Here is a 24,534-nt window from a genome sequence, read left to right as displayed (position 1 = left end):
CCGTCTACTGGACGGGAAGGGTTCGGGGCCGCCACGACTCGCGACGGGCCTCGAACTGCGCGATCTTGTCTTCGTTGCGCAGCGTGAGCCCGATGTCATCGAGCCCTTCGAGGAGCCGCCATCTAGTGTAATCGTCGATCCCGATCTCGGCCTGGATGTCGCCGATCGACGCGCTGCGCGCCTCGAGGTCGACCGTCATCTGAACGCCGGGACTCTTGTCGATCTCGGCCCAGAACCGCTCGAGATCCTCTTCCGAGATCGTCGCGGCGAGCAGACCCTGCTTGCCGGAGTTGCCTCGGAAGATGTCCGCGAAGCGAGGGCTGAGAACGACCTTGAAGCCGAAGTCCCGGAGCGCCCAGACGGCGTGTTCACGGCTCGATCCCGTGCCGAAATCAGGCCCGGCGAGAAGCACGGAGGCACCCTGGAAAGGTGCCTGATTGAGGACGAACTCGGGGTCCTGCCGCCAACCGTGGAACAGCGCATCCTCGAAACCTGTCTTGGTGACGCGCTTCAGGAAGACAGCGGGGATGATCTGGTCGGTGTCGACGTTCGAGCGCTTCAGCGGTGCGGCGATACCGGTGTGCGTGGTGAACTTCTCCATGATTCAGAACCCTTCCGTCAGGTCGCTCGGGCTGGACAGCGTGCCACGGATCGCGGTCGCCGCGGCGACGAGCGGCGAGACGAGGTGCGTGCGACCGCCCTTGCCCTGACGGCCCTCGAAGTTGCGGTTCGACGTCGAGGCGCAGCGCTCCCCCCGGGGCGAGCTGGTCGGGGTTCATCCCCAGACACATCGAGCAGCCGGCGAACCGCCACTCCGCACCGAAGTCCTTGATGACCTGGTCCAACCCCTCCGCCTCGGCCTCCAGCCGAACCCTCGCCGAGCCCGGGACGACCATGACGCGAACGCCATCGGCCTTCTTCTTGCCCTGGATGATCGACGCGAACGCACGGAGGTCCTCGATGCGGCTGTTCGTGCACGAGCCCATGAACACGGCATCGACCGGCACCTCCTTGAGAGGCGTGCCCGGCGTGAGGTCCATGTACTCCAGTGCACGCTCGGCGGCGGCGCGCTCGTTCGGGTCGGCGATCTCGGCCGGGTTCGGCACCGCGGACGACAGCGAGGTGCCCTGACCGGGGTTCGTGCCCCAGGTGACGAACGGCTCCAGCTCGTCGGCGTCGATGAAGACCTCGGCGTCGAACGTGGCGCCGTCGTCGGTCGGCAGCGTGCGCCAGTAGGCGACCGCATCGTCCCAGTCCTGACCCCTCGGCGCGTGCGGACGGCCCTCGAGGTACGCGAACGTCGTCTCGTCGGGCGCGACCATGCCGGCACGGGCTCCCGCCTCGATCGACATGTTGCAGATCGTCATGCGGCCCTCCATCGAGAGCGCGCGGATGGCACTGCCGCGGTACTCGAGCACGTAGCCCTGGCCGCCTCCGGTGCCGATCTTCGCGATCACGGCGAGGATGATGTCCTTCGCCGTGACGCCGGGCCGCAGCGTGCCCTCGACGTTGATCGCCATCGTCTTGAAGGGCTTGAGCGGCAGCGTCTGGGTGGCCATGACGTGCTCGACCTCGCTCGTGCCGATGCCGAACGCCATCGCACCGAACGCACCGTGGGTGGAGGTGTGCGAATCGCCGCACACGACCGTGATGCCGGGCATGGTCAGTCCGAGCTGGGGTCCGACGACGTGCACGATGCCCTGCTCCGCGTCGCCCAGCGAGTGCAGGCGCACCCCGAACTCGGCGGCGTTGCGGCGGAGGGTCTCGATCTGCGTGCGGCTGGTCAGGTCCGCGATCGGCTTGTCGATCTCCCACGTCGGGGTGTTGTGGTCTTCCGTCGCGATCGTCAGATCGAGGCGGCGCAGCGGCCGCCCTCGCTGCGCAGACCGTCGAAGGCCTGCGGGCTGGTGACCTCGTGCACGAGGTGCAGGTCGATGTAGATGAGGTCGGGTTCGCCGTTCTCGCCCTTGACGACGAGGTGGTCGTCCCAGACCTTCTCGGCGAGCGTCCTGCGGCGTGCGGAATCGGCACCATGTGCGGGGGTGGTCATTGCGTGTCTCCTGTGGCTGGCGGTTCGGCCCACGATGGACTCCGCGACGAGGAGGGGCTCTAGATCGAGGTCTCGCCGCGGCCGCTAAGAAGAAGGAGCACGGTCCGCATGACGTCAGATTACCACCGCGCGGACGTGCTCCGACCCGACATGACACTCTGTTGAGCACCGAACGACCGAGAGGCACCGCATGACCGTCGACACCGCCCGCTTCGCCACCCGTGCGGTCCACGCGGCGCGCAGTCGCGAGACGGCGTCATCTCGTGCGACGCCGATCTACCTGACGGCGGGCTTCGAGTTCGACGACTTCGATCACGCCGCCGATCACTTCAGCACCGGAACCGGGTTCGGCTACACCCGCACGGGGAACCCCACCGTCCGCGCCGTGGAACGCCAGCTCGCCTCTCTCGAGTCGGGCGCCGACGCCGTGCTGGTCGCGAGCGGACAGGCCGCGGTCGCCACCGCCCTGCTCACGGTCGCGGGCGCCGGCGATCACATCGTGTCGTCCACGCACATCTACGAAGGCACGCGCGGACTCTTCCTCGACAACCTCGCCCGTCTCGACATCGAGACCAGTTTCGTCGACGACATCGCAGACCCGGAGGCTTGGCGTGCGGCGATCCGCCCGAATACCAGGGCACTGTTCGCCGAGTCCCTCGCCAACGCACGCAACGATGTGCTCGACGTTCGGGCCATCAGCGACATCGCCGACGAGTACGCCATCCCGCTGATCGTCGACAACACCCTCGCCACACCGGCGCTGCTGCGTCCGCTCGAACACGGCGCAGCGATCGTCGTCCACTCCGCGTCGAAGTTCCTCGCCGGACACGGGTCCGTGCTCGGCGGAGTGATCGTCGACGACGGACGCTTCGATGCCGACCACGCCGGCCACAACGCGCCCCACCTCGTACTGCCGGGCCGGGGCGATACCCCGAGCGTGTTCGCGCGCCACGGAGGGCGTGCACGGATCGGGTACGCCCGCGAATCGGTGGCCCCGCGATTCGGCGCCTCTCCTTCGCCGCTCAACGCCTTCCTGATCGGCCAGGGGGTCGAGACCCTCGGACTGCGTGTCGAGCGGCAGTCCCGGAACGCCCTCCGGATCGCCCGGTGGCTGGAAGAGCACGCGGCCGTCGAGAGCGTCGACTACGTCGGCCTGCCCTCGCACCCCGACCACCGGACCGGTACGCGATACCTCGACGGCGGCTACGGCTCCATCTTCACCTTCACCCTCCGCGGCGGTCTGCCTGCCGCACGGCACCTGGTCGAGAACGTCCGGGTGTTCACCCACATGACCCACATCGGGGACGTGCGCTCCCTGGTGCTGCATCCGGGGACGACCAGTCATGCCCAGCGCACGGAGGAGGAGCGCGCGGTGCTCGGCGTGCGCCCGGGGACGCTGCGACTGTCGATCGGCATCGAAGACGTCGACGACCTCATCTCCGACCTCGCCCAGGTGCTCCAGGCCGTGCGGGAGACGGTGGCATGAGCCGGCCCCAGCACTTCGGATGGTTCCTCGCGCGCGGCTTCGGACCGCAGGGCTGGGGCTATCCGTCCCTCGACTGGGACTACGACTGGACCCGCCCCGACGTGTACCAGGACGCTGCGCGCACACTCGAGCAGGCCGGTTTCGATCTCGTGATCATCGAGGACGCGCCGTCGCTGGGGTCGCCGTCCACGATCGACCTGCGCGTGCGACATGCGTTCGGCGGACCGAAGCACGATCCGCTCCTGCTCGCCCCGTACCTGTTCCAGGCGACGCAGCACCTGGGCGTCGTTCCGACGGTGAACCCGGCCGCGTACCTCCCCTACACGGCCGCTCGTCAGTTCGCGGCGCTTCAGCACTCAGCGGACATCGCCTCGGGCTGAACGTCGTGACGGACACGGGGAGCGCCCGCCACTTCTCCGACGCACCTCAGCTCGGGCACGACGAGGCATACGACCGTGCGGAGGAATGGCTCGCCGGCATCCGCGCGCTCTGGCGCAGCTGGGACGACGGAGCCCTCATCGCCGATCGGGAGACCGACGTGTTCGCCGACGGCACCCGGTTGCGGGCCGTCGAGCACCGCGGCGAGTACTTCTCCTTCGACGGCCCGCTGAACGCGGTGCCGTTCACGGACGGCGACCCGGCGATCGTCTCCCTGGGGGTTCGGGTCGCGGACTGGGCTTCGCGGGCGCGAACTCCGACGTCCAGCTCGCACTCGCCCCGTTGCACGAGAGGTCCGTGCGCGACTACCGCGCCAAGGTGCACGACGCGGCGATCGCGAAGGGGCGCCGCCCGGAAGACGTCAAGATCCTCTTCGCGATCCAGCCCGTCATCACCTCGTCGAGTGAGGAAGCCGACCGCATCGTCGCCGCGTCGGCGCATCCCGATGACACAGCACTCGTGCAGATCGCCCGGAAGCAGTCCAGCGACCTCGAGACCGATCTGACCCTGCTCGACCTGGACAAGCCCCTCGACCTCTCGATCTTCGGAGCGCACGTCTCGCGAGGGAGCATCCAACGCCTGGTCGGCGACCGCGACGACCAGGCTCCGCTGCGTGCCCACCTCACCGCGCTGGCACGTGCCGGCCGGATCTCCGACCGCACCGGGTTCGTCGGCACCGCGGACGAGTTCGCCGATCTGATCGAAGAGCTGGGCGAATGGGGCAACGACGGAGTGCTGCTGTGGGGCGACTTCCACCCGGTCACCCTGCACCGCACCCTCGACGAACTCGTGCCGATCCTGCGCCGCCGCGGGATCCTGCGGCGGCACTACGCAGACGGTGGTCTGCAGGCGAACCTGCGCGCGTTCTGACCCGCCCGCAGGTCCCCGCGCGACTATTCGCTGACGACGGCGTTCTTCTTCGCCCGCTTCTCACGCGACGACGCGATCAGGCTCGCGACCGTGGCGATCGTCATCGACGCCAGGATCACGCCGAGCGAGACCATGTTGCTGATGTCGGGCACCCATTCGACGTGGTGGCCGCCGTTGATGAACGGCAGCTCGTTCACGTGCAGGGCGTGCAGGATCAGCTTGATGCCGATGAAACCGAGGATGACGGCGATGCCGTAGTGCAGGTAACGCAGACGGTCGAGCAGGTCTCCGAGGAGGAAGTACAGCTGCCGCAGACCCATGAGGGCGAAGATGTTGGCCGAGAAGACCAGGAAGCCGTTCGTGGTGATCTCGAAGATCGCGGGGATCGAGTCGATCGCGAAGATCAGGTCGGTCACGCCGATCGTGATGAAGACGATGACCATGGGCGTCCACATGCGCTTGCCGTCGACCGTGGTGCGGATCTTGGATCCGTCGTACGTCTCGCTGATGTCGACCCGGCGACGCAGCAGGCGCACGATGAAGTTCTCGCGCTGCACCTCCCCCTCGTGGTCGCCGTCCGGCATCGCCTGACGGATGGCCGTGTAGATGAGGAACGCCCCGAAGATGTAGAAGATCGGCGAGAAGTTCTCGACGATCGCGACGCCCGCGAGGATGAAGAGGCCGCGCAGGATGAGCGCGATGATGATGCCGACCATGAGGACCTGCTGCTGCAGGCGCCGCGGCACCGCGAACTGGGCCATGATCAGCACGAAGACGAACAGGTTGTCGATCGAGAGACTGTATTCGAGCGCCCACCCCGTGATGAAGTCGCCCGCGTTCTGCCACCCCCCGACATTCCCCAGCAGCACCGCGAACAGCAGCGCGAGCCCCACGTAGAACACGACCCAGAGCGTGGATTCTTTCGTCGAGGGGATGTGCGGGCGAAGCCGGATCAGGAGCAGGTCGGCGATCAGGATGATCGTGAGGACGACCATCGAGGTGATCTCGAACCAGACGGGGATTTCCAAGGGCGCACTGCACCTTTCGCGGAGGGGTCGGGAATGAGTCGAAAGTCTCTCCCCCGCACTGGTGTGCGTCGCGCGCCCGGAGCAACGATGACGGTGCTCGTGATGACGTTACGCGCGTATCCGGGATACTCCCTCTCGCCCGGGCAATGCTACCGGAGCCGTGGCACCGAGCAGTAGCGCCGTGGTGAAATGGTCGGCGTGACTTCGACCCCCTCCCTCCACGACCCCGAGCACGGCATCGCACCGCTCGAGGCAGCCCCCCGCAATCCCTGGGCCCGTTCCATCGGCTCCCTCATCTTCGTCAGCCGTTGGCTGCAGGCCCCGCTCTACCTCGGCCTCATCGTCGCCCAGGTGGTCTACGTCGTCGTGTTCATGGTGGAGTTGTGGCACCTGATCGCCGAAGACGTGTTCGGCGATATCACGCACATCGACGAAGCCACGATCATGCTGACCGTGCTGGGACTGATCGACGTCGTCATGATCGCGAACCTGCTGATCATGGTGATCATCGGCGGCTACGAGACCTTCGTGTCGCGCATCGACACCGAAGGGCATCCGGATCAGCCGGAGTGGCTCTCCCACGTGAACGCCAATGTGCTCAAGGTCAAGCTCGCGATGGCGATCATCGGCATCTCCTCGATCCACCTGCTCAAGACCTTCATCGAGGTCGGCGGAATGGGCGAGGGCGGCATCAGCACGGACGGGGAGAAGTACACGCCGATCGGCGTCCTCTGGCAGGTCGTCATCCACTGCGTCTTCATCCTGTCCGCTCTCGCCCTCGCCTGGATCGACAAGATGTCGCAGAGCACGGCGAAGGCGGCGCACGAGGCCGCGCAGAGCCCGACGCACGGAATCTGAGACGATGGGGCATCGAGCGACACTTCCCGTTTGAGAGACACCGAACGGATTCAGGATGCCCGCGCAGACGAGTGATCAGAGATGGGCCGCCCAGGCTGCGGTCGGCGACGAGAGCGCCTTTCGCGAGCTGTACCGCGCGCACGTGCGGCCCGTGTACTGGATCGCACAGGGAATACTCGGGTCGGCGCCGGACGCGGAAGATGTGACGCAGGAGACGTTCGTCGTCGCCTGGCGCAAGCTCCCCGCCCTCGAGCTCCGCGGAGAGTCGATCCTGCCCTGGCTGGCGACGATCTGCCGCTTCCAGGCCGCGAATCGGCTTCGACAGCGACGCCGTGATCACGCACACACCGCCGAGGCGGTGGACGAGACGGCGCTCCCCGACACGATCAGCGTGGAGGAGCAGGTGATCACGTCCGCGCTCGCCGCACGGATCGCCGCCGAGGTGGGCACTCTGAGCGACCTGGATCGCGAGATCTTCCGCCTCTGCGCCACCGAGGGGTACGCGTACCAGGCCGCGGCGGATCGGCTCGGAGTCACGCATGCCGTCGTTCGCAACCGTCTCTCCCGAGTGCGCACGCAGCTGCGCGGCGCCGTGAACGAAGTGAGAGACGCATGAACGACCAGATCGATGACGACAGCCTGCCGGAGCTCTCGGAGGAGAAGATCGCCCGCATCGAATCAGCGGTCTTCGCGGAGATCGCCGCCGAGCGCCCCCGAATCCGACCGGAAGCGCTGCGTGCACGCACCCGTCGTCGGCGATGGTTGACCGCTGGGGGCATCGCTGCAGCCTTCGTGATCGGTGTGCTCGTGACTCCCCCGATCCTCGGCGCTGTCGGCGGCGGCGGATCCGTCACGGCCGACGGGATGAGCATGCCGGGCGGCGTCAGCATGGATTCGTCGTCCGGCGGGACGGCCGAGTCCGCTCCCGAGGTCCTCCCCGGGAGCGTGTCGGACTCGGCGATCGCCGGCAGCGTCGACGCCGATCGAGAGATCATCGCGACGGCGCAGGCGACTGTGCAGGTCAAGAGCATCCCCGACGCCGCCTCCGCGATCGGCGCACTCGCCGAAGAGCACGGCGGCTATGTCGAGAGCACCGAGATCGGGAAGTCGGTCGCCGTGGACGGCACCTCGAATCCGGCTCCGGCCGATTCCTCGTACGGCTGGATCAGCATCCGCGTGCCGTCCGCCGATCTTCCGGAGGTGGTCGCCGCGCTCCGCGACACGGGCGATGTCCTGTCCTCATCGACGTCGAAGCAAGATGTGACAGCGATCTCGATCGACCTGCAGGCACGCGTCGACTCTACTCGGGCGTCCGTCGAGCGCTTGACGGAGCTGATGGCGCAGTCGGGAAGCGTGTCGGAGCTGATCGAAGCGGAGGTCGCGCTGACTGATCGGCAAGCGCAACTCGAGTCCTATGAACAACAGCTCGAGTCGCTGCAGGATCAGGTCGCCATGTCGTCGTTGCAGGTGCAGTTGACGCGCGAAGCCACCGCGACCACCGCTGACCCCGCAGGCTTCACCGACGGTCTGCTCGCCGGCTGGAACGGTCTCGTGGCGTCGTTGAACGCGCTCGTGATCGCCCTCGGCTTCATCCTCCCGTGGCTTGCGATCGCCGCCGTGGTCGTGCTGATCGTGTGGCTGTTCCGTCGCGCGCGTCGGAACGCCGGGAATGCACGCGCCTCCGCTGAGGACACCAGCGCAGACCAGGGCTGATCCGCCCGGTGCACGAGTCGCAGGCGACGATACGCCCACGTTCTCGTTGAATTTCCGGGGTATACAAGAACCCTTGTGAGTTTGAGACACCGGGAATAGCGTCGTCTCCCGTGGAAGAAATCTCTGTGATCACGGCCGTGCACCATCCGCTGCGCCGCCGCATCTATGACTACCTCCTGCTCTACGACACATCCCAGGTGACGGCGATCGCGCGTGCGCTCGAGAGCCAGGTCGGCAGCATCAGCCATCATCTGCGGATGCTGGAGCGAGCCGGTCTGGTGGATCGTGCCGTCGACCCGTCGGGAGACAAGCGCACGAGCTGGTGGACCATCGCCCGCCGCGGTCTCACGTGGTCGACCGACGACTACGCCGATGCTCCTGCCGACGCCCTGCTCGCGAGAGAGGCACAGCGCCAGGGAATCCGGATGCAGATCGATCGACTGCAACGCTGGCACCGTCGCCGCAACGATCCGGCCTACGCGCAGTACGACGGATCCAACACCGAGACCACAGCCTGGGCGTCTCCGGACGAGCTGCGAGACCTGTCGGCGCGGATCCTCGGCACGATCCGCGAATGGCAGGAGGACATCGACCTCAGAGACGGCACGCCACGGACACCCGTCTTCGTCTTCGCGCACGCCTTCCCGACGGAGCCGTGATGTCCTCGGTCGACGCCCCGGTCGAGATGATCGCGCCGCCGCCGTTCGCCCGCGACCGGATGGTGCATGCGTGGATCGGCGTCAAGGCGCTCTCGGACGCCGGAGACTCCATCTGGACGATCGCGCTCACCTGGACCGCGATCCAGGTCGCCTCCCCTGCCGTCGCTGGCCTCATCGTCGCCGCAGGGACCGTGCCGCGTGCAGTGATCCTGCTCTTCGGGGGTGTGCTCGCGGATCGCGCTGATGCCCGCCGGGTCATGATGGTCTTCAACGTGCTCCGCGTCGGCGTGCTGATCGCGGTCACGGCGTGGGTGCTCGCGGCGCCACCCACCGTCGCACTGCTGCTGTGCGCAGCGGTCGCCTTCGGGGTGTGCGACGCGTTCTACGAGCCCTCGGCCGGGACGATCGCCAGGCAGCTCGTGCGGGCGGCGGATCTCGCCTCGTACGGTGCCGCAGCCCAGACCGCCTCCCGCCTCGGCACGATGTGCGGCGCAGCGATCGGCGGGGTCATCGTCGCCCACGCGGGCCTGGCAGGAAGCGCCTCGGCGAACGCGCTCACCTTCACCGTCGTCGTCGCCTTCATCGCCATCTGGCTCCGCCCGAGATTCCGGCTCGCGCGCGCCGAGAAGGAGTCCGCGCTGCGGGGCATCGGTCGGGGATTCGCGCACCTCGCCGCCAATCCGACGACCCGGACACTCGTGATCGCACTGTCGGGCCTGAACCTCGCCGTCGGGCCCGCTGTCGGGATCGGACTCGCGCTGAGGGCGCACGCCGAGGGGTGGGGCGCGCAAGCGGTCGGTCTGTTCGAAGCGCTGCTCGGACTCGGCGCAGCGATCGGTGCCGTCTCGGTCGCGAGGTGGCGGCCCCTGCATGAGGCGCGCGCCGGCTTCTGGGCGCTGGTCGTTCAGGGCGCAGGCATCGTGGCGTCGGGTTTCGGACCCGCGTGGACGGTCGCTGCGGCGGCATTCGCGATCGGGGCGACCGCAGGCTACGCATCCGTGCTGCTGAGCGCGACGTTCTCCGCCACCGTCGACACCGCCTACCTGGGACGGATGGGTTCACTCACCCGCCTCGGCGACGACTGTCTGATGCCGCTGGCCATGGCCGGCTTCGGCGCGCTCGCGTCGGTCACTGCGCTCTGGGTGCCGTTCGCCCTGTTCGGCGGGGCGATGATGGCGCTCATGATCCTGCCGTTGCGCAACACGACCTTCCGGAGCATGTCGCTGCGGTCCGGGAGCTGACCGGTACCGGAAACAGAGAAAGCCTCCGGGGAACCGGAGGCTTTCTCAATGTCGTGTGACCCCAGCGGGATTCGAACCCGCGTTACCGCCGTGAGAGGGCAGCGTACTAGGCCGCTATACGATGGGGCCGTCTGGCGAGACGTTTCCGTCGCGCGACAACCGTTCAAGTATGCCATGGCGATTCTGGCTGCGCCAAATCGACGCCGCCCAGACCAGGATCCCGGGCGTGGCGCACCGTTCTGTTTGCCGTGCGGCAGCGGAAGGAGTTGACTCTTCCCATGCGCGTCACCAAGTTCGAACATGCCGCCCTCCGCCTCGACTCCAACGGGAAGACCCTCGTCATCGATCCTGGCTCGTTCACGGCCCCCCTGATCGATCTGGACGACCTGGCGGGGATCGTGATCACCCACGAACACCCCGATCACTGGACGTCGGACCACTTCGATCGCCTCTTGCGTGCCGCGCCAGGCACGCCGATCTTCGCACCATCGGGAGTGGCGCGCGCCGCGGACGGGTACGACATCACGGTGGTGTCGCCCGGCGAGACCCTCGAGGTCGGCGGATTCACCCTGAGGTTCTTCGGCGGGACGCACGAGGTCATCCACTCCTCGCTCCCGGTCGTCGAGAACGTCGGCGTGCTCGTGAACGACGAGCTCTACTACCCCGGCGACTCCTATGCGGTCCCAGAGGGTGTCGATGTCGGGACTCTCGCGGCGCCCCTCGGTGCCCCGTGGCTGAAGATCGGCGAGGCGATGGACTATGTCCTCGCCGTTGCACCACGCCGCGCTTTCGGCACCCATGACATGACGCTGTCGGTGATCGGGAAGAACATGCATCGCCAACGCCTCCAGTGGGCGACCGAACAGGGTGGCGGCGAGTTCTTCGTGCTCGAACCCGGCGAATCCCTCGACCTGTGAACGCACCTCGTCGCCTCCTCCCCGGACCGACCGCACGGCTCGTCTTCCGGGAGATGACGGAGAACGATCTGGACGCGATGGCCGACATGCTCGGCGATCCCGAGGTCATGGCGTTCTTTCCCGCACCGAAGACCCGCGACGAGAGCGCGGAGTGGATCGCCCGCATGCAGCAGCGCTATCGGGAGCACGGGCACGGGCTCTGGATCATCGAGACGCACGACGGCGACTTCGTCGGCGACTGCGGACTGACCTGGCAGTCGGTCAACGACGAGCCCGTGCTCGAAGTGGGGTACCACGTCCGCCGGGCGATGCAGCGTCAGGGCTACGCCACCGAGGCGGCCCGCGCCTGCGTCGAACTCGTCACACGAGAATTCGCGCCGACTCTGCTGACCGCGATCATCCACCCGGCCAACGACGCCTCGCGCAGGGTCGCCGAGAACCTCGGCATGACGCACATCGACGACGACCGGGCGCACCCGTGGATCATCCGCACAGTGATGGGGATGCAGGTGACCGCCCGCTAGACCGCTTCGGGGCTCTCCCCCGCTGTGCGCACGCGGATGTCGCGCGCCAGGTGGTCGCGCTGCTCGATCACGAGTCGCCGAAGCGCTGCCGGGGCCGCGGGGTTCGCTGCGAGCCACTCGTCTACCGGCTGCAGCGTGTCGCTCGCCGGGAAGAACCCCAGGACGAGCCTCTTCGCGATCTCGATGCTGCGTCGACTCCAGACGTCCCCGATGCGGTCGAAGTACTCCGCGTCGAAGTCCGCGATCAGGTCGCGGCGCCCACCCGCTCGGAAACCGGCGATCTCGGCGTCCAGGTGGTCGTTGCTCAGGGTGAGGTCGTCCCACGCCGCGTTCCAGGCATCGCGTCGCACGGTGGCGTCAGGGCGCGCGGCCCGCGCTCGTCGTGCCGCGGTGCGCCCGGTACCCGTGTCATCACGCTCCTGCTCTGCCGCGACGTCCGCGAGGTCGGCATGCCCGGTGATCACGAGCGCCGTGAGGAGCTGCCATCGCAGATCGGGATCGACGACGAGGCCCTCGGGCACATCGCCGTCCAGCAGCGCGCGCACGCCCTCGTGGTGCACATCGTCGAAGGCCGAGGCCGTCGCGAGCGCCCTGGCCCAGGAGAGCTGCGCATCGCTGCCCGCTTCCGCAGCCCAGAGGGAACGCCATGTCGTGTCCGTCCACGTGTGCTGCTCCTCCTGCCGGCGCGTGGAGACGAGGAAGTGACGGATCGCGTACGCCGCGTTCGCGAGCACTCCCGTCAAGAGTCCGATGTTCGACTCCGCGCTCGCATGTGCGCGCACGATGGCGAGATAGCGTGCGGGGTCGAACTCGGCGTCGCGCGTCGCGTTCCACAGCGACGACCACACCAGGGCTCTCGCCAGGGGGTCCTCGATCGACGAGAGAGAGTCCTCCACGGTGCGCAGCGACGTGTCGTCCAGTCGTGCCTTCGCATACGTGAGGTCGTCATCGTTGAGGAGCACGAGGTCGCCCTCGGGGATCGTCACCTCGGTCCGTTCGCCGATCACGTCCAGCTCCTGCTGCTCGGTGCGCACGATGCGCCCGTCGACCCGCACGTAGGTTCCGATGCGCAGCCGGTGCGGACGCGGATCGGTCTGCACTAAGAAGCTCCGTCCGTCGTCTTCGGTCTCGATCCACAGGGTGGACACACCTGTCGTCTGCAGCCACGCCGCCGACCAGTCGCTCATGTCCCTACCGGACACGGCGCTCAACTGCACCAGGAAATCGGAGAGCGTCGTGTTCCCGAACGCGTTGGCGGCGAAGTACCGACGTGCGCCTTCGAAGAACGCGTCGTCACCGACGAACGCGACGAGCTGCTTCAGCACGGCGGCGCCCTTGGCGTACGTGATGCCGTCGAAGTTGAGTTTCGCGGCCTCGAGGTCGGTGATGTCCGCGACGATCGGATGCGTCGTGGGCAGTTGGTCCTGCTGGTAGGCCCACGCCTTCCGACTCGCGGCGAACTTCACCCAGGCATCGTCGTATCGCGTCGCGACGGCCGATGCGTGCGCACCCATGTAATCGGCAAACGACTCCTTGAGCCACAGGTCGTCCCACCACGTCATCGTCACGAGATCGCCGAACCACATGTGAGCCATCTCGTGCAGGATCGTGTTGGCACGCGCTGCGCGCTGCGCGTCGGTCGCCGCGCCCCGCGAGAGGTACGACTCGGTGAAGGTCACCAGGCCAGGGTTCTCCATCGCGCCGAGGTTGTACTCGGGCACGAAGAGCTGATCGTACTTGCCCCACGGGTAGGGGTAGGCGAAGGCGTCGGTGAAGAAGTCGAGCCCTTGCCGCGTGACCTCGAGGATCTCGTCGGCCTCCAGGTGCGGGGCGAGCGACCGCCGCACGAACACGCCGAGGGCGATCGACTGCTCGTCACGGCTCCAGGCGCCTTCCACCCGCGTGTAGGGCCCCGCGGCGACCGCCGTGATGTAGCTCGAGATCGGCGATGTCGGCGCGAACTCGACGCGTTGCACCCCCACGCCGAGGTCGGTGTGGGCAGGAGACTGATTGGAGAGCACTTCCCACCCGGACGGCGCATCGACCACGAAGGTGTATTCGGCCTTCATGTCGGGCTGCTCGAAGCACGCCATGACCCGCCGGGAGTCGGCGGGTTCGTACTGCGTGTACAGGTAGGTGTGGTCGTCGACGGGATCGTGGAAGCGGTGCATCCCCTCGCCCGAGCGGCTGTACGCCCCGACGGCCTCGATGCGCACGACGTTCGTCGCCTCGAGGCCTGCCACCGTGATCCGCGCTCCGTCGTGGACGACCTCCTGGTCGACGCCGTTCACCGTGACACGGAGCACGTCTTCGCCGATGAAGTCGAGCCACGTCGTGTCGGTGGTGGCGTCGAACTCGAGCGTGGTCGCGGTCGGGAATCCCGTGCGAGCCCGTTCCGGCGCTCCCGTCAGATCGAGCTCTACGCGGACGCGGTGCAGGGTGACGGCTGCGGATCGCGCTGCGGTCTCCTCGCGGGTGAGGTTGGCGGTGTCCATGCTTCCATCCTGGCATCCTGGCATGCGGCCGACCGCCTGTGCGGTCTCATCGCCGTCGTCTGGATGTCCCTCGACGGCTCACCTTGCGGGATGTCTCCGGCCCGCCGAGCAGCCGACGGATCGCCGTCTCCGGCGTCACGTCGAGGTCGAGAGTGCGACCACGGACGTACTGGCGGAAGACCCGGGGGTCGATGTAGCTGTTGCGGGCGACCGCCGTCGTGTTGCCGAGTGCTGTCGCAGCCGCCTGGACGGCGAGCCGCTCTGCCCGCGCCCGCTGTCCGCGCCGATCCAGCGGCCCGATCCGGGCGAGGGCGTCCGCCGCGATGATCGTGCCGTGCAGGGTGCGGAAGTCCTTGGCGGAGAAGGTCGCGCCCAGCACATCCTTCAGATAGGTGTTCACTTCGGCGGGGGTGATCTTCACGCGCCGGCGCCCCTTCCGATATGCCAGCAGGAAGGCGTTCGAGGCGCCGACCGCGAAGTCCGTGAGGGCGTCGGCCAGGGACTCGTCAGTGATCTCGATCGACGCGGTCCGGCCGCTCTTGGCGGGGAAGGACATAGCCACGTCACGGCCGTCCACCCGCACGTCGCCGCGCCGGAGCGTCGTCAGCCCTCGGCTGCCGTGCCGCGCGAGGTAACGCTCCGAACCGATCCGGAGCGCCGCATCGTCGAGCAGACGGAAGGCGATCGCCAGCGCGCGCTCCCTGGACTGCCCCTCCTCGCGCAGCGCCCTCGTCACCTGGGCTCTGGCGCTCGGGAGTGCCGCGGCGAGATCGAGAGCGCGCACGAACTTCCGCCGGTCACGCGAGACCCGCCACAACGGGTGATACAGATACTGCTTGCGCCCTGCGCCGTCGATGCCCACGGCTTGGATGTGCGCGAGGGGGTCCGCGGCGATCCATACGTCGTGCCACGCCGGCGGGATGACCAGATCTTTGATCCTCTCCCGGTCTGCTTCCGGCGCGGACTCACCGACGGGGTCGACGTAGCGGAAGCCGGATCCGGAACGCACACGCCGGAATCCGGGGTCCTCCCCCGGAACCACCCGAACCAGTCTCGCCATCGTCCAGCCTCCTTCATCTGCGTGAGATCGACGATGCCGATACTCGGAGGCCCGCGAAAGGGAGTGGCGTGCAGGTACCCTCGCGTGCTATCCCGCACACAGCAGGCGGAGACTCCTCGGCTCGGCCGGTATCGGACGGCGCAGGTCGGGGCGACCGGTGAAATGTCTCGATGTCTGCGCCCCTTGACATCGCGAAGGAGTCATGGTGTCCTCTATTCATTCAATAGAACTGCTAGTTTCACTAGTCGAAACGTCTAGGTGGACGAGTGTTCGACGACCACCCCGTGAGGAGCCCGCAATGAAGCAGTCCCGCCGCACGACGCTCACCCTGGCCACCGTCCTCGCCCTCGGTGCGGGACTCCTCGTGTCCGCGGGTCCGGCGACCGCCGCCTCCGACCCGGGTCTGGTGGTGAGCGACGCCTGGAACGTGACCTCACCGTCGACGTTTCCAGAACTCGGCGGCGGAGTCCTCCCCGCCTATCGACCCGCGATCACCCAAGCTCCGAACGGCGACGTTCTCGTCGGATTCAACACCACGACAGATGCCCAGCCAGGCGGACAGCTCCGTTTGATCCGGTCGACAGATGAAGGCGCGACCTGGAGCGCATCCGAGGTCCTTGCCGAACCGACGCTCTTTCCGGGCGGGAGCATCCATCTGCAGCGCGGCATGACCACCCTGGACGACGGCACGATCCTGCTCCCCTACAACGACTCCGTCAACAACGTGACCTACACCGACCGTGAGGCAGCGCTCTTCGTCGCCCGGTCATCCGACAACGGCGTGACCTGGGACGGCACCGACGATCCGATCACCCTGCCCGTCCCCTTCCGCGAACTGTGGGGAGGCGGAGGGCGGATCCTCGAGTTGCAGGACGGCACACTCGTGCAGAGCGTCTGGGGCATCCGCGAACTCACACCCGACTGGGCGACGGATCCCGACCGATACGAGGCGGGTGTGTTGATCTCCCACGACGGCGGCGAGACCTGGCCCGACTACCGTCAGGTGCTCAAGGATCCGCATTCACCGCCTTACGACGCATGGGGGTCGCTGTTTCCTGGCGGAGCGAACGAGAGCACGATCGAGCTGCTCCCCGACGGCACACTGCAAGCCTTCGTGAGGTTCGAGACAGCGGTGGGCGGAGCCGTGGGCCGCTTCTACATGTCTCGGTCTGTCGACGGGGGGCAGTCCTGGAGTCGCGCGGTGACGAGCACCATGGTGGGGTCGACGCTCTCTGCGACAAGCTCTCCGTGCACAGCGCACCTCGACGGCAGCGCGTCGAAACTCGTCCTCGGCTACCGCGGCCCCGGGAGCATCGCCACCGTGAGCGTCTCTTTCGATGAGGGGACGACATTCGCGTCGCCTGTCCGGCTCAAGGATCCCAACACCGGCGGCACGACGTCGCAGTCCGCCGAACCCGACTATCTTCACCTCGCGGACGGACGCATCCTCACGGTGTTCCAGCTTCAGACCGGGACTGCGCCGTTCCGCCTCGTCGCGAACATCCTCGAGGACACGGACGACCCGAACGAGTGCCGAGCTCAGGCGACCGCAGCCGCGGCTGCCGCGACGTCGAATCCCACGATCGTCGTTCAACGGGAAGACCGCGACGACTGGTTCCTGCCCATGTCGAACGTGCGTGCAGCGCACCCGGCGACCAGGACGGTGGCCCAGGTGATCGCGGCACACGCCCAGCAGCTCGTGTGCCTCCCGACGGACTCGCTCGTCCTGAAGGACGCGAGCGGAAACGTGCTCCCGCCGGCGTCGACACTTGCCCAGGCCGGAGTCCAGCACGGGGACACGCTCACCCTGTCGGGGACGGCCGGCGGAACGAACGGCTTCGAGTTCGGATACACCGAACTCGACATCGCTCCGACCGACCGCCACATCGCGAACTGGGACGACGCGTGCGCGCCTGCCCGCATGGCCTTCGACTACCGGAACCGCAGCCTGGGCCTGAAGCTGCTTCCGCCGGTGGGCGAGGTGACCACGGCGATCGAACTCAGAGACGAGGATGCGTCGAGCAGGCTGGACGCGTCGAGCTACACCCTCCTGACCAGCACAGATAACGTGACCTACACTCCGGTCACCGGGTGGACGCTCGTGTCACGACTGGAGTCCGGTCGACTCATCCATCGCTTCGAGGGACTCGCGGTGAGCGCTCCTTATCTCAAGATCGCGCAGAAATTCTCGGACAGCAGCTTCAGTTTCGTCCTCGCCAACCCTCGCAACGACGTGAGCGTCGAGTTCGCGCCCTAGGCGACGGCCGCCGAACCCGCCGACCATCCACAGAGCGCGGGAAAAACAAAGAAACCCCCGCCTGAGCGGGGGTTTTCTTTATGCTGGGGTACCTGGACTCGAACCAAGAATAACGGAACCAGAAACCGTCGTGTTGCCAATTACACCATACCCCAAGGGCGAAACCAGGGCCTCGCACCGAGAATCAAGCCTACCCGAGCGGCGGCGGATCACCAAAACCGCCGGCGTGCGCCGCCGCCCGGGCGCGTCGCGCCTCAGTCCGCGAGGAACGCGGAAAGAGCACGTAGGCGACGCAGCGATTCGTCCTTACCGAGCAGCTCCATCGACTCGAACAGCGGCGGCGAGACCCGACGCCCGGTGATCGCGACACGCGGCGGACCGTAGGCGACCCGCGGCTTCAGCTCGAGCTTCTCGACCAGCTCGGCAGCCAGCGCCTCCTGGATCTTGTCGGGGTGAACTCCGCCAGCGGCTCGAGCGCGCGGACGCAGGCGTCCAGCACCTCGGCGCCATTCGCCGGCAGACCCTTCAGCGCATCCTCGGCGTATGAGACCTCGTCGGCGAACAGGAAGCCGACCATCCCCGGCACCTCGCCGAGGAGCTGCACGCGCTCCTGCACGAGGGGCGCGACACGGAAGGCCATCACGAGCTGCTCGTGCGTGGGCTCATCGAAGAGCCCCGCCGCCGCGAGGTACGGGATGGTGCGCTCGGCGAAGTCCTTCTCCCCCAGCATCCGGATGTGGTCGCCGTTGATCGACTCGGCCTTCTTCTGGTCGAAGCGCGCCGGGTTCGGGTTCACATTCACGATGTCGAACGCGGCGGTGAACTCCTCGAGCGAGAACACGTCACGGTCGGGGCCGATCGACCAGCCGAGCAGGGCGAGATAGTTCAGGAGACCCTCGGGGATGAAGCCGCGATCGCGGTGCAGGAACAGGTCGGCCTGCGGGTCGCGCTTGGAGAGCTTCTTGTTGCCGATCTCACCGAGCACCAGCGGCATGTGCGCGAAACGCGGGACGAACGTCGTGACACCCGCCTCGATGAGCGCCGCGTACAGCGAGAGCTGACGAGCGGTCGACGGCATCAGATCTTCGCCGCGGAGCACATGTGTGATGCCCATGAGCGCATCGTCGACCGGGTTCACGAAGGTGTACAACGGCACACCGTTCGGGCGCACCACCACGAAGTCGGGGAACGAGCCGGCCGGGAAGGTGACCTCGCCCCGGATGAGGTCGACGTATGTGAGGTCTTCGTCCGGCACGCGCAGGCGGAGCGCGGGCTGACGGCCCTCGGCACGGAAGGCCGCCTTCTGCTCGTCGGTGAGGTCGCGGTCGAAGTTGTCGTAGCCGAGCTGCTTGGCGCGACCCGCAGCCTCGTTGCGGGCGTCGATCTCCTCGGCGGTCGAGTAGCTCTCATACAGCGCGCCGGTGGCGATGAGCTTGTCGATCACGCCGCGGTAGATGTCATGACGCTCCGACTGGCGGTACGGCGCGTGGGGCCCGCCGACCTCGACGCCCTCGTCCCAGTCGATCTTGAGCCAGGTGAGCGCGTCGATCAGCTGGCGGAAGCTCTCTTCGCTGTCGCGGGCGGCATCGGTGTCTTCGATGCGGAACACCATCTTCCCGCCGTTGTGGCGGGCATAGGCCCAGTTGTAGAGGGCCGTGCGGACCATGCCGACATGCGGCAGCCCGGTCGGCGAAGGACAGAAGCGGACGCGGACATCGGCACCAACGGCAGTCGTGGTGAGGGGGTGAGGGGTAGCCATAGCCCTTCGATTCTACGGGGACGGCCGCGCCGCGCCCTGCGAAGAGCGGCGGTCTTCAGAGAGCAGCACTCACGGCGACGGCAGCGCGATGTTCGAGCAGCAGCACCCCGCCCACGCTGCGTTCATCGACCACGGCCTCGAACGCGGCACGGAAGCGCTGACGTCCCCTTTCATCGAGTCCGGCATACAGAGCACCGGCGCCGGCCACACCTCCTTCGACGGAGCGCCAGAGGGCCTCCGGCCGAGCGGGCCAGACCCACTCGACCTCGCTCACGGCGAGACGCTGCAGACCGGCTTGTCGCAGCATCCTCTCGAACCCGTCCGCCGTCCGCTCGAAGTCCTCGTCGGCAGGGAGCCGCTCACCCGCGAAAGGCGGGATGCCTGACCGTTGCGTGATCTCGGCCCAGAGCCACGAGGGCGACAGCGTCCAGGTCGTCGCGACGACCGCTCCGCGACTGACGCGCCGTAGTTCCGCGGCAGACGAGCGAGGAGACGCGACGTGGTTCAGCACGAAGTTGGCGGCGGCGACATCGAACGATGCGTCCGCGAACGGGAGCTCCGGCAGCCCTCCGGCGACCACCCCGATCTCGGGATGCCGCCGATGCGAGGCCGCGCGCATGCTCGGCTCCGGTTCGCACGCTGTCACGCTCCACCCTTCGCTCGCCCAGGCAGCGGCGAGAGTCCCGTCCCCGCACCGACATCGACCAGGCTTCGCCCTCGTGCGTCGCCCAGAGCGTCGCGTAGCGCGGGAAGGGTCCCGGCGCACAGCGCGGCGTACGACGCGGAGTAGGCCTCGCCGACACCGACCCAGTCCTTCATCGCGTTCCGGAGCGCGCCAGCGGAGACAGCACCACGATCGCGATCACCAGGATGAACGCCGCGACACCGAGCCCCGAGTACTGGAAGTTCGACAGCACCACGCCGGCCAGGACCGATCCCGCCGCAGCGGACAGGCTCATCAGGGAGTCGCTGCGCCCCTGCCTGCGCGTGCGCAACTCGGGTGCCGATGCCTCGGTGAGCAGCGCGGCACCGGCCACCGTCGCCGCGCTCCACCCGAGGCCGAGCAGGATGAGGGCGACCATGACGCCCCACGCCTCCGTGCCGGTGAAGACCGCGAAGGCGAGCGCGCCGGCGAGCAGCACCTGTCCGAGCAGGACGACCTTGAGCCGACCCCAGCGGTCCGCGAGCACTCCGAACAGGGGCGACAGCGCATACATGCCGCCGACGTGGAGCGCGATCGTGATCCCCACCAGAGCGGAGACATCGGCCGGGGTCGCCGCCATCCCGTCAGAACCGTGCGCCATGTGCGACAGGTGAACGGGCGTCATCGCCATGACCGACGCCATCACCACGTGAGAGCCGGCGATGGCGAAGATCGCGTAACGCGCGACCCGCGGGCGGTCGACGACCGGGGTTCCCACGGCAGCGGCGGTGGCCTTCGCCAGCCGCTGCGCCGCCAGAAGCGGGTCCGGACGCAGCGCGACGATGTAGAGCACGAGCGCTGCGCACTGGGCGACGAACGAGAACAGATACGAGCCGGTCTGCGGCGGCATCCCGACGGCCTGTCCGACGACCTCGCCCGGCCCGAGCAGCAGCGGTCCCGCGACGCCTCCGATGGTGGTCGACCACACGACGATCGAGAGATCGCGCCCGCGATGCTGCGGGGCGGCGAGATCCGTGGCCGCGAACCGTGACTGGAGGTTGCCGGCGTTGCCCGCCCGATCATCAGGATGCCGGCGAGGAGGAGGGGGAAGACCCGCAGCGAAGCCGCGAGGATGACGACGGCGATGCCGACCAGCGCGAAGAGGTTGCCCAGCGTGAGAGCACGACGACGTCCGACGCGCGCAGCGAGTCGAGCGAGCGGATGGCGCAGGCTGCGGCCCCGAGCGTGACGGAAGCCGTCGCCAGGCCTGAGAGCGCCTCGTTCCCCGAGATGTCGGCCGCCAGAAGCGCACCGAGTGAGACCGTGGCTCCGAACGCGATGCCGCCCAGCACCTGCCCCAGCGAAAGCACCAGGACCGTGCGCCGCTGGACCGCTGTCTGCTGCGCGGCGGTCAGGGCGACGTCGGTCATGACACGGGTGCGGCGTCGCGCGCGGTGTTGCGCAGGATCCCCAGTCCGGAGATCTCGACCTCGATGATGTCGCCCGCCTCGAACGTGCCGACACCTGCCGGGGTGCCCGTCATGATGACGTCGCCGGGCAGCAGCGTGAACACCGCGGAGGCATACTCGATGATCGACGCCACCGAGTGGATCATGTCGGTCAGCGGTGCATGCTGGCGCACCTCGCCGTTGACCCGCGTCTCGATGGTCGCCGTCGACGGATCGAAGTCGGTCTCGATCACGGGCCCGAGCGGGCAGAAGGTATCGAAACCCTTCGCTCGCGACCACTGACCGTCCTTGCGCTGCAGGTCGCGTGCGGTGACGTCGTTCCCGATCGTGTACCCCAGCACGTAGTCGAGCGCGTTCTCCGCCTTCACGTTCTTCGCGATCTTCCCGATCACGACCACGAGCTCGCCCTCGTACTCGGTGCGCTCGGAGAGGATCGGGCGCACGATCGTGTCGCCGGGGCCGATCACGGCGGTGTTCGGCTTGAGGAACAGCAGGGGTTCCTCCGGAGCCACTCCCCCCATCTCGGCCGCGTGATCGTGATAATTCTTGCCGACACACACCACTTTGGAGCGAGGGATCACCGGCGCGAGAAGTGCGGCGTCCGCGAGGGGCACCCGTGCACCGGTGGTCTCGTATCCCGCGAACATCGGATCACCGGCGAGCACCACGAGCTCCCGCTCGTCGATGATCCCGTACATGATGGCTTCGTCGTGGCTGAACCGGGCGATCTTCATGGAATCCAGCCTAGCGAGCGCAGAAGACCCCGAGCAGAGGGTCCTGCTCGGGGTCTCCTGCGGAAGACGGTCTCGACGTGACGCCGAGAAGCGGAATGCTCAGGCGTCGAGGCGCAGGAGCCAGCCGTGCTTGTCCTCGCGGCGGCCGTACTGGATGTCGGTGAGTTCCTCGCGCAGCGACAGGGCGAGCTCGCCCAGCGGCTGCGGCTCGTCGAAGCCCTCGCCGACGAGTGCGCCGATCGGGGTCACGACCGCGGCCGTGCCGCACGCGAACACCTCGACGATGTCGCCCGAGGCGACGCCCTCACGCCACTCGTCGATCGAGATCGGGCGCTTCTCGACCGTGTAGCCGCGGTCCTCGGCGAGCTGCAGCAGCGAGTCGCGTGTGATCCCTTCGAGGATGCTGTCGGACTCCGGCGTCACGACACGGCCGTCCTTGAAGACGAACACGACGTTCATGCCGCCGAGCTCCTCGACGTCGCGGTTCTCGTTGAGGAAGACGACCTGGTCGCAGCCCTTGGCACTGGCCTCGGCCTGCGGCAGGAGGCTGGAGGCGTAGTTGCCGCCCGTCTTCGCCTTGCCGGTGCCGCCGCGGCCCGCACGGGCGTAGTCCTCGGAGAGCCAGATCCGGACCGGCTTCACACCGCCGGTGAAGTACGCGCCGGCGGGGCTCGCGATCACGTAGTACGCGACCTTCTGCGCCGCCCGCACGCCGAGGAAGGCCTCCTTGGCGAACATGAACGGCCGCAGGTACAGGCTCTGGTCAGCACCGGACGGGACCCAGCGGCCGTCGACCGCGATGAGTTCACGCAGCGACTGGATGAAGTACTCGGTGGGAAGCTCCGGCAGAGCGAGGCGTCGCGCGCTCGCCTGCAGGCGTGCGGCGTTGCGGTCGGGCCGGAACGTGTGGATCGAGCCGTCGGCATGACGGTAGGCCTTGATGCCCTCGAAGATCTCCTGAGCGTAATGCAGGACGGATGCCGCGGGGTCGAGCGGGATCGGCCCATAGGGCTGCACGCGCGGACGGTGCCACCCGCCGTTGGCGGACCAGCAGATGTCGACCATGTGGTCGGTGAACACCACACCGAAGCCCGGGTTCTCCAGCACCTCGGCGATGCGGGCCGGGGAAGCCGCATTGAGGTTCTTCGTCACGGCGAACTCCAGGGGAGCCACGCTCGTCTCGGCGTCGATCGTCGTCATATCGTCATCCATTCCTCGTGGGTGGGCGCATCCTCGCGCCCTGTCAGCCTACGCCCGCCGTTCAGAGACGGGCAGTGATCGCGGAACCGATCTCCGCAGTGGTGCGGGCACCCCTGCGGGCGGCGATGTCCGCCTCGACCGCGGCGCTCACACGCCGACTCGGCAGGAAGGCCGAGGTGGTCGAGCAGCAGCGCGATCGAGAGGATCGCGGCGGTCGGGTCGGCCTTCTGCTGGCCCGCGATGTCCGGCGCCGAGCCGTGCACGGGCTCGAACATCGACGGGAAGACGCCATCGGGGTTGATGTTCCCTGAGGCGGCGAGGCCGATGCCGCCCGTGACGGCGCCGGCGAGATCGGTGAGGATGTCACCGAAGAGATTGTCGGTCACGATCACGTCGAAACGCGCGGGATCGGTGACCAGGAAGATCGTGGCTGCGTCGACATGCAGGTAGTCGACGGCGACGTCGGGGTGCTCGGCGGCCACTTCGTTCACGATGCGCTGCCAGATCGCGCCGGCGTGCACGAGCACGTTGGTCTTGTGCACGAGCGTGAGCTTCTTGCGACGGCGCTCGGCGAGGTCGAAGGCGTAGCGCACGACGCGCTCGACACCGAAGGCGGTGTTCACCGAGGTCTCGTTCGCGACCTCGTGCGGCGTCCCCGTGCGGATCGCACCGCCGTTGCCGACGTACGGCCCCTCTGTCCCCTCGCGGACCACCACGAAGTCGATCGCGCCCGGTTCGGCGAGCGGGCCAGGAGCACCGACGAAGAGCTTCGACGGGCGGAGGTTCACGTAGTGATCGAGGGTGAAACGGAGCTTCAGCAGCAGCCCGCGCTCGATGTTCGCGTCCTTCAGACGCGGGTCTCCCGGGGTGCCGCCGACCGCGCCGAGGAGGATCGCGTCGTGCGCCGAGATCGCCGCGAGGTCATCGTCCGTGAGGGTGTCTCCCGTGTCGAGGAAACGCGCTGCTCCGAGGGAGAACCGGGTCTTGTCGAAGACCACCTGGCTGTCGGCCGTGACCGCGTCGAGCACCTTCTCCGCCTCGGCGACGACCTCGGGACCGATGCCGTCTCCGGGGATGACGGCCAGCTTCACGACACGCGACATGACACTCCTTGCGCACTGCACGGGATGGAC

At 67.9% G+C, this 24,534-nt stretch carries 17 protein-coding genes, 2 tRNA genes and 5 pseudogenes; 10 read left to right on the top strand and 14 right to left on the bottom strand.

The annotated features are described in order from the left end of the window. Positions 1-4: 4 nt before the first annotated feature. The gene (gene leuD / locus G4G29_RS09210; RefSeq protein WP_183152581.1) at positions 5-601 is read right to left on the bottom strand and encodes a 3-isopropylmalate dehydratase small subunit; all 597 of its coding nucleotides are present in this window, start codon (positions 599-601) and stop codon (positions 5-7) included. A 3-nt stretch (positions 602-604) separates the two neighbouring features. After that, positions 605-2,050: pseudogene (gene leuC, locus G4G29_RS09205) on the bottom strand (3-isopropylmalate dehydratase large subunit). Between the two features lie 190 nt (positions 2,051-2,240). On the opposite strand from leuC, the gene G4G29_RS09200 reads away from it, so the two are divergent. Then, complete coding sequence (locus G4G29_RS09200) at positions 2,241-3,536, top strand: PLP-dependent transferase (protein ID WP_183152580.1); 1,296 nt, start codon at positions 2,241-2,243, stop codon at positions 3,534-3,536. Continuing rightward, positions 3,533-4,844: pseudogene (locus G4G29_RS09195) on the top strand (LLM class flavin-dependent oxidoreductase). Before G4G29_RS09200 ends, G4G29_RS09195 begins: the two are co-directional and overlap by 4 nt. Before the next feature lie 23 nt (positions 4,845-4,867). On the opposite strand, the gene G4G29_RS09190 reads toward G4G29_RS09195, so the two are convergent. Further along, the gene (locus G4G29_RS09190; RefSeq protein WP_183152579.1) at positions 4,868-5,872 is read right to left on the bottom strand and encodes a TerC/Alx family metal homeostasis membrane protein; all 1,005 of its coding nucleotides are present in this window, start codon (positions 5,870-5,872) and stop codon (positions 4,868-4,870) included. Positions 5,873-6,070: 198 nt separating this feature from the next. On the opposite strand from G4G29_RS09190, the gene G4G29_RS09185 reads away from it, so the two are divergent. The 5 genes from G4G29_RS09185 to G4G29_RS09165 all read left to right on the top strand — a co-directional run bounded on the left by G4G29_RS09185 (position 6,071) and on the right by G4G29_RS09165 (position 10,343). After that, the gene (locus tag G4G29_RS09185; protein WP_244632557.1) at positions 6,071-6,730 is read left to right on the top strand and encodes a TIGR00645 family protein; all 660 of its coding nucleotides are present in this window, start codon (positions 6,071-6,073) and stop codon (positions 6,728-6,730) included. A 55-nt stretch (positions 6,731-6,785) separates the two neighbouring features. Then, entirely contained in the window at positions 6,786-7,346 is a 561-nt protein-coding gene (locus G4G29_RS09180) for a sigma-70 family RNA polymerase sigma factor (RefSeq protein ID WP_183152577.1), read from the top strand. Next, the gene (locus G4G29_RS09175) at positions 7,343-8,443 is read left to right on the top strand and encodes a DUF4349 domain-containing protein (protein WP_183152576.1); all 1,101 of its coding nucleotides are present in this window, start codon (positions 7,343-7,345) and stop codon (positions 8,441-8,443) included. The genes G4G29_RS09180 and G4G29_RS09175 overlap by 4 nt, the downstream gene beginning before the upstream one ends. A 110-nt stretch (positions 8,444-8,553) precedes the next feature. Further along, the gene (locus tag G4G29_RS09170) at positions 8,554-9,102 is read left to right on the top strand and encodes a helix-turn-helix domain-containing protein (protein WP_183152575.1); all 549 of its coding nucleotides are present in this window, start codon (positions 8,554-8,556) and stop codon (positions 9,100-9,102) included. Then, complete coding sequence (locus tag G4G29_RS09165) at positions 9,102-10,343, top strand: MFS transporter (RefSeq protein ID WP_183152574.1); 1,242 nt, start codon at positions 9,102-9,104, stop codon at positions 10,341-10,343. The genes G4G29_RS09170 and G4G29_RS09165 overlap by 1 nt, the downstream gene beginning before the upstream one ends. 56 nt (positions 10,344-10,399) lie before the next feature. On the opposite strand, the gene G4G29_RS09160 is transcribed toward G4G29_RS09165, so the two are convergent. Next, positions 10,400-10,472 (bottom strand) — tRNA-Glu (locus G4G29_RS09160). 149 nt (positions 10,473-10,621) lie between these two features. On the opposite strand from G4G29_RS09160, the gene G4G29_RS09155 reads away from it, so the two are divergent. Beyond that, on the top strand, positions 10,622-11,260 hold the full coding sequence (locus G4G29_RS09155) for an MBL fold metallo-hydrolase (RefSeq protein WP_183152573.1): 639 nt from the start codon (positions 10,622-10,624) through the stop codon (positions 11,258-11,260). Continuing rightward, the gene (locus G4G29_RS09150; RefSeq protein ID WP_258567197.1) at positions 11,257-11,784 is read left to right on the top strand and encodes a GNAT family N-acetyltransferase; all 528 of its coding nucleotides are present in this window, start codon (positions 11,257-11,259) and stop codon (positions 11,782-11,784) included. The genes G4G29_RS09155 and G4G29_RS09150 overlap by 4 nt, the downstream gene beginning before the upstream one ends. Here G4G29_RS09150 and pepN read toward each other — a convergent pair. Together pepN and G4G29_RS09140 are read right to left on the bottom strand one after the other, a co-directional pair. After that, on the bottom strand, positions 11,781-14,279 hold the full coding sequence (gene pepN, locus G4G29_RS09145; RefSeq protein WP_183152571.1) for an aminopeptidase N: 2,499 nt from the start codon (positions 14,277-14,279) through the stop codon (positions 11,781-11,783). The genes G4G29_RS09150 and pepN overlap by 4 nt on opposite strands. A gap of 46 nt (positions 14,280-14,325) precedes the next feature. Next, positions 14,326-15,339 carry a DNA topoisomerase IB gene (locus G4G29_RS09140; protein WP_183152570.1) on the bottom strand — a complete coding sequence of 338 codons (1,014 nt, stop codon included), beginning with the start codon at positions 15,337-15,339 and terminating at the stop codon, positions 14,326-14,328. 298 nt (positions 15,340-15,637) lie between these two features. Between G4G29_RS09140 and G4G29_RS09135 the strand changes: the two genes are divergently transcribed. Next, a complete protein-coding gene (locus G4G29_RS09135) occupies positions 15,638-17,596 on the top strand; it encodes an exo-alpha-sialidase (protein WP_183152569.1) in 1,959 nt (652 codons plus the stop codon). Between the two features lie 83 nt (positions 17,597-17,679). Here G4G29_RS09135 and G4G29_RS09130 read toward each other — a convergent pair. From G4G29_RS09130 to G4G29_RS09100, 8 genes and pseudogenes are all read right to left on the bottom strand, one after another. Beyond that, positions 17,680-17,751: transfer RNA gene (locus G4G29_RS09130), tRNA-Gln, on the bottom strand. 99 nt (positions 17,752-17,850) lie between these two features. Then, positions 17,851-19,355: pseudogene (gene gltX / locus G4G29_RS09125) on the bottom strand (glutamate--tRNA ligase). A 55-nt stretch (positions 19,356-19,410) separates the two neighbouring features. Next, positions 19,411-20,001 (bottom strand): methyltransferase domain-containing protein, encoded by a 591-nt coding sequence (locus G4G29_RS09120; protein WP_244632556.1) that lies wholly within the window; start codon positions 19,999-20,001, stop codon positions 19,411-19,413. Further along, complete coding sequence (locus G4G29_RS21825) at positions 19,998-20,174, bottom strand: hypothetical protein (RefSeq protein ID WP_244632555.1); 177 nt, start codon at positions 20,172-20,174, stop codon at positions 19,998-20,000. Before G4G29_RS21825 ends, G4G29_RS09120 begins: the two co-directional genes overlap by 4 nt. Continuing rightward, positions 20,171-21,428, bottom strand: a pseudogene (locus tag G4G29_RS09115) (MFS transporter). Before G4G29_RS09115 ends, G4G29_RS21825 begins: the two are co-directional and overlap by 4 nt. Next, positions 21,425-22,201 (bottom strand): fumarylacetoacetate hydrolase family protein, encoded by a 777-nt coding sequence (locus G4G29_RS09110; protein WP_183152568.1) that lies wholly within the window; start codon positions 22,199-22,201, stop codon positions 21,425-21,427. Before G4G29_RS09110 ends, G4G29_RS09115 begins: the two are co-directional and overlap by 4 nt. A 99-nt stretch (positions 22,202-22,300) precedes the next feature. Further along, on the bottom strand, positions 22,301-23,401 hold the full coding sequence (locus G4G29_RS09105; protein WP_183152567.1) for a branched-chain amino acid aminotransferase: 1,101 nt from the start codon (positions 23,399-23,401) through the stop codon (positions 22,301-22,303). A 61-nt stretch (positions 23,402-23,462) separates the two neighbouring features. Further along, positions 23,463-24,504 (bottom strand): annotated as a pseudogene (locus G4G29_RS09100) (3-isopropylmalate dehydrogenase). Positions 24,505-24,534 lie beyond the last annotated feature (30 nt).

This window comes from Microbacterium sp. Se63.02b (assembly GCF_014171575.1).
Lineage (GTDB): Bacteria > Actinomycetota > Actinomycetes > Actinomycetales > Microbacteriaceae > Microbacterium.
The sequence above is the reverse complement of the archived record's forward strand: the minus strand, read 5'-3'. Positions and strand labels throughout refer to the sequence as shown.

Excerpts from the sequence above, each read along its gene's own strand:
- leuD (WP_183152581.1), bottom strand. The coding sequence starts at position 601 with ATGGAGAAGTTCACCACGCACACCGGTATCGCCGCACCGCTGAAGCGC.
- G4G29_RS09200 (WP_183152580.1), top strand. The coding sequence starts at position 2,241 with ATGACCGTCGACACCGCCCGCTTCGCCACCCGTGCGGTCCACGCGGCG.
- G4G29_RS09180 (WP_183152577.1), top strand. The coding sequence starts at position 6,786 with ATGCCCGCGCAGACGAGTGATCAGAGATGGGCCGCCCAGGCTGCGGTC.
- G4G29_RS09175 (WP_183152576.1), top strand. The coding sequence starts at position 7,343 with ATGAACGACCAGATCGATGACGACAGCCTGCCGGAGCTCTCGGAGGAG.
- G4G29_RS09165 (WP_183152574.1), top strand. The coding sequence starts at position 9,102 with ATGTCCTCGGTCGACGCCCCGGTCGAGATGATCGCGCCGCCGCCGTTC.
- G4G29_RS09155 (WP_183152573.1), top strand. The coding sequence starts at position 10,622 with ATGCGCGTCACCAAGTTCGAACATGCCGCCCTCCGCCTCGACTCCAAC.
- pepN (WP_183152571.1), bottom strand. The coding sequence starts at position 14,279 with ATGGACACCGCCAACCTCACCCGCGAGGAGACCGCAGCGCGATCCGCA.
- G4G29_RS09140 (WP_183152570.1), bottom strand. The coding sequence starts at position 15,339 with ATGGCGAGACTGGTTCGGGTGGTTCCGGGGGAGGACCCCGGATTCCGG.
- G4G29_RS09135 (WP_183152569.1), top strand. The coding sequence starts at position 15,638 with ATGAAGCAGTCCCGCCGCACGACGCTCACCCTGGCCACCGTCCTCGCC.
- G4G29_RS21825 (WP_244632555.1), bottom strand. The coding sequence starts at position 20,174 with ATGAAGGACTGGGTCGGTGTCGGCGAGGCCTACTCCGCGTCGTACGCC.
- G4G29_RS09110 (WP_183152568.1), bottom strand. The coding sequence starts at position 22,201 with ATGAAGATCGCCCGGTTCAGCCACGACGAAGCCATCATGTACGGGATC.
- G4G29_RS09105 (WP_183152567.1), bottom strand. The coding sequence starts at position 23,401 with ATGACGACGATCGACGCCGAGACGAGCGTGGCTCCCCTGGAGTTCGCC.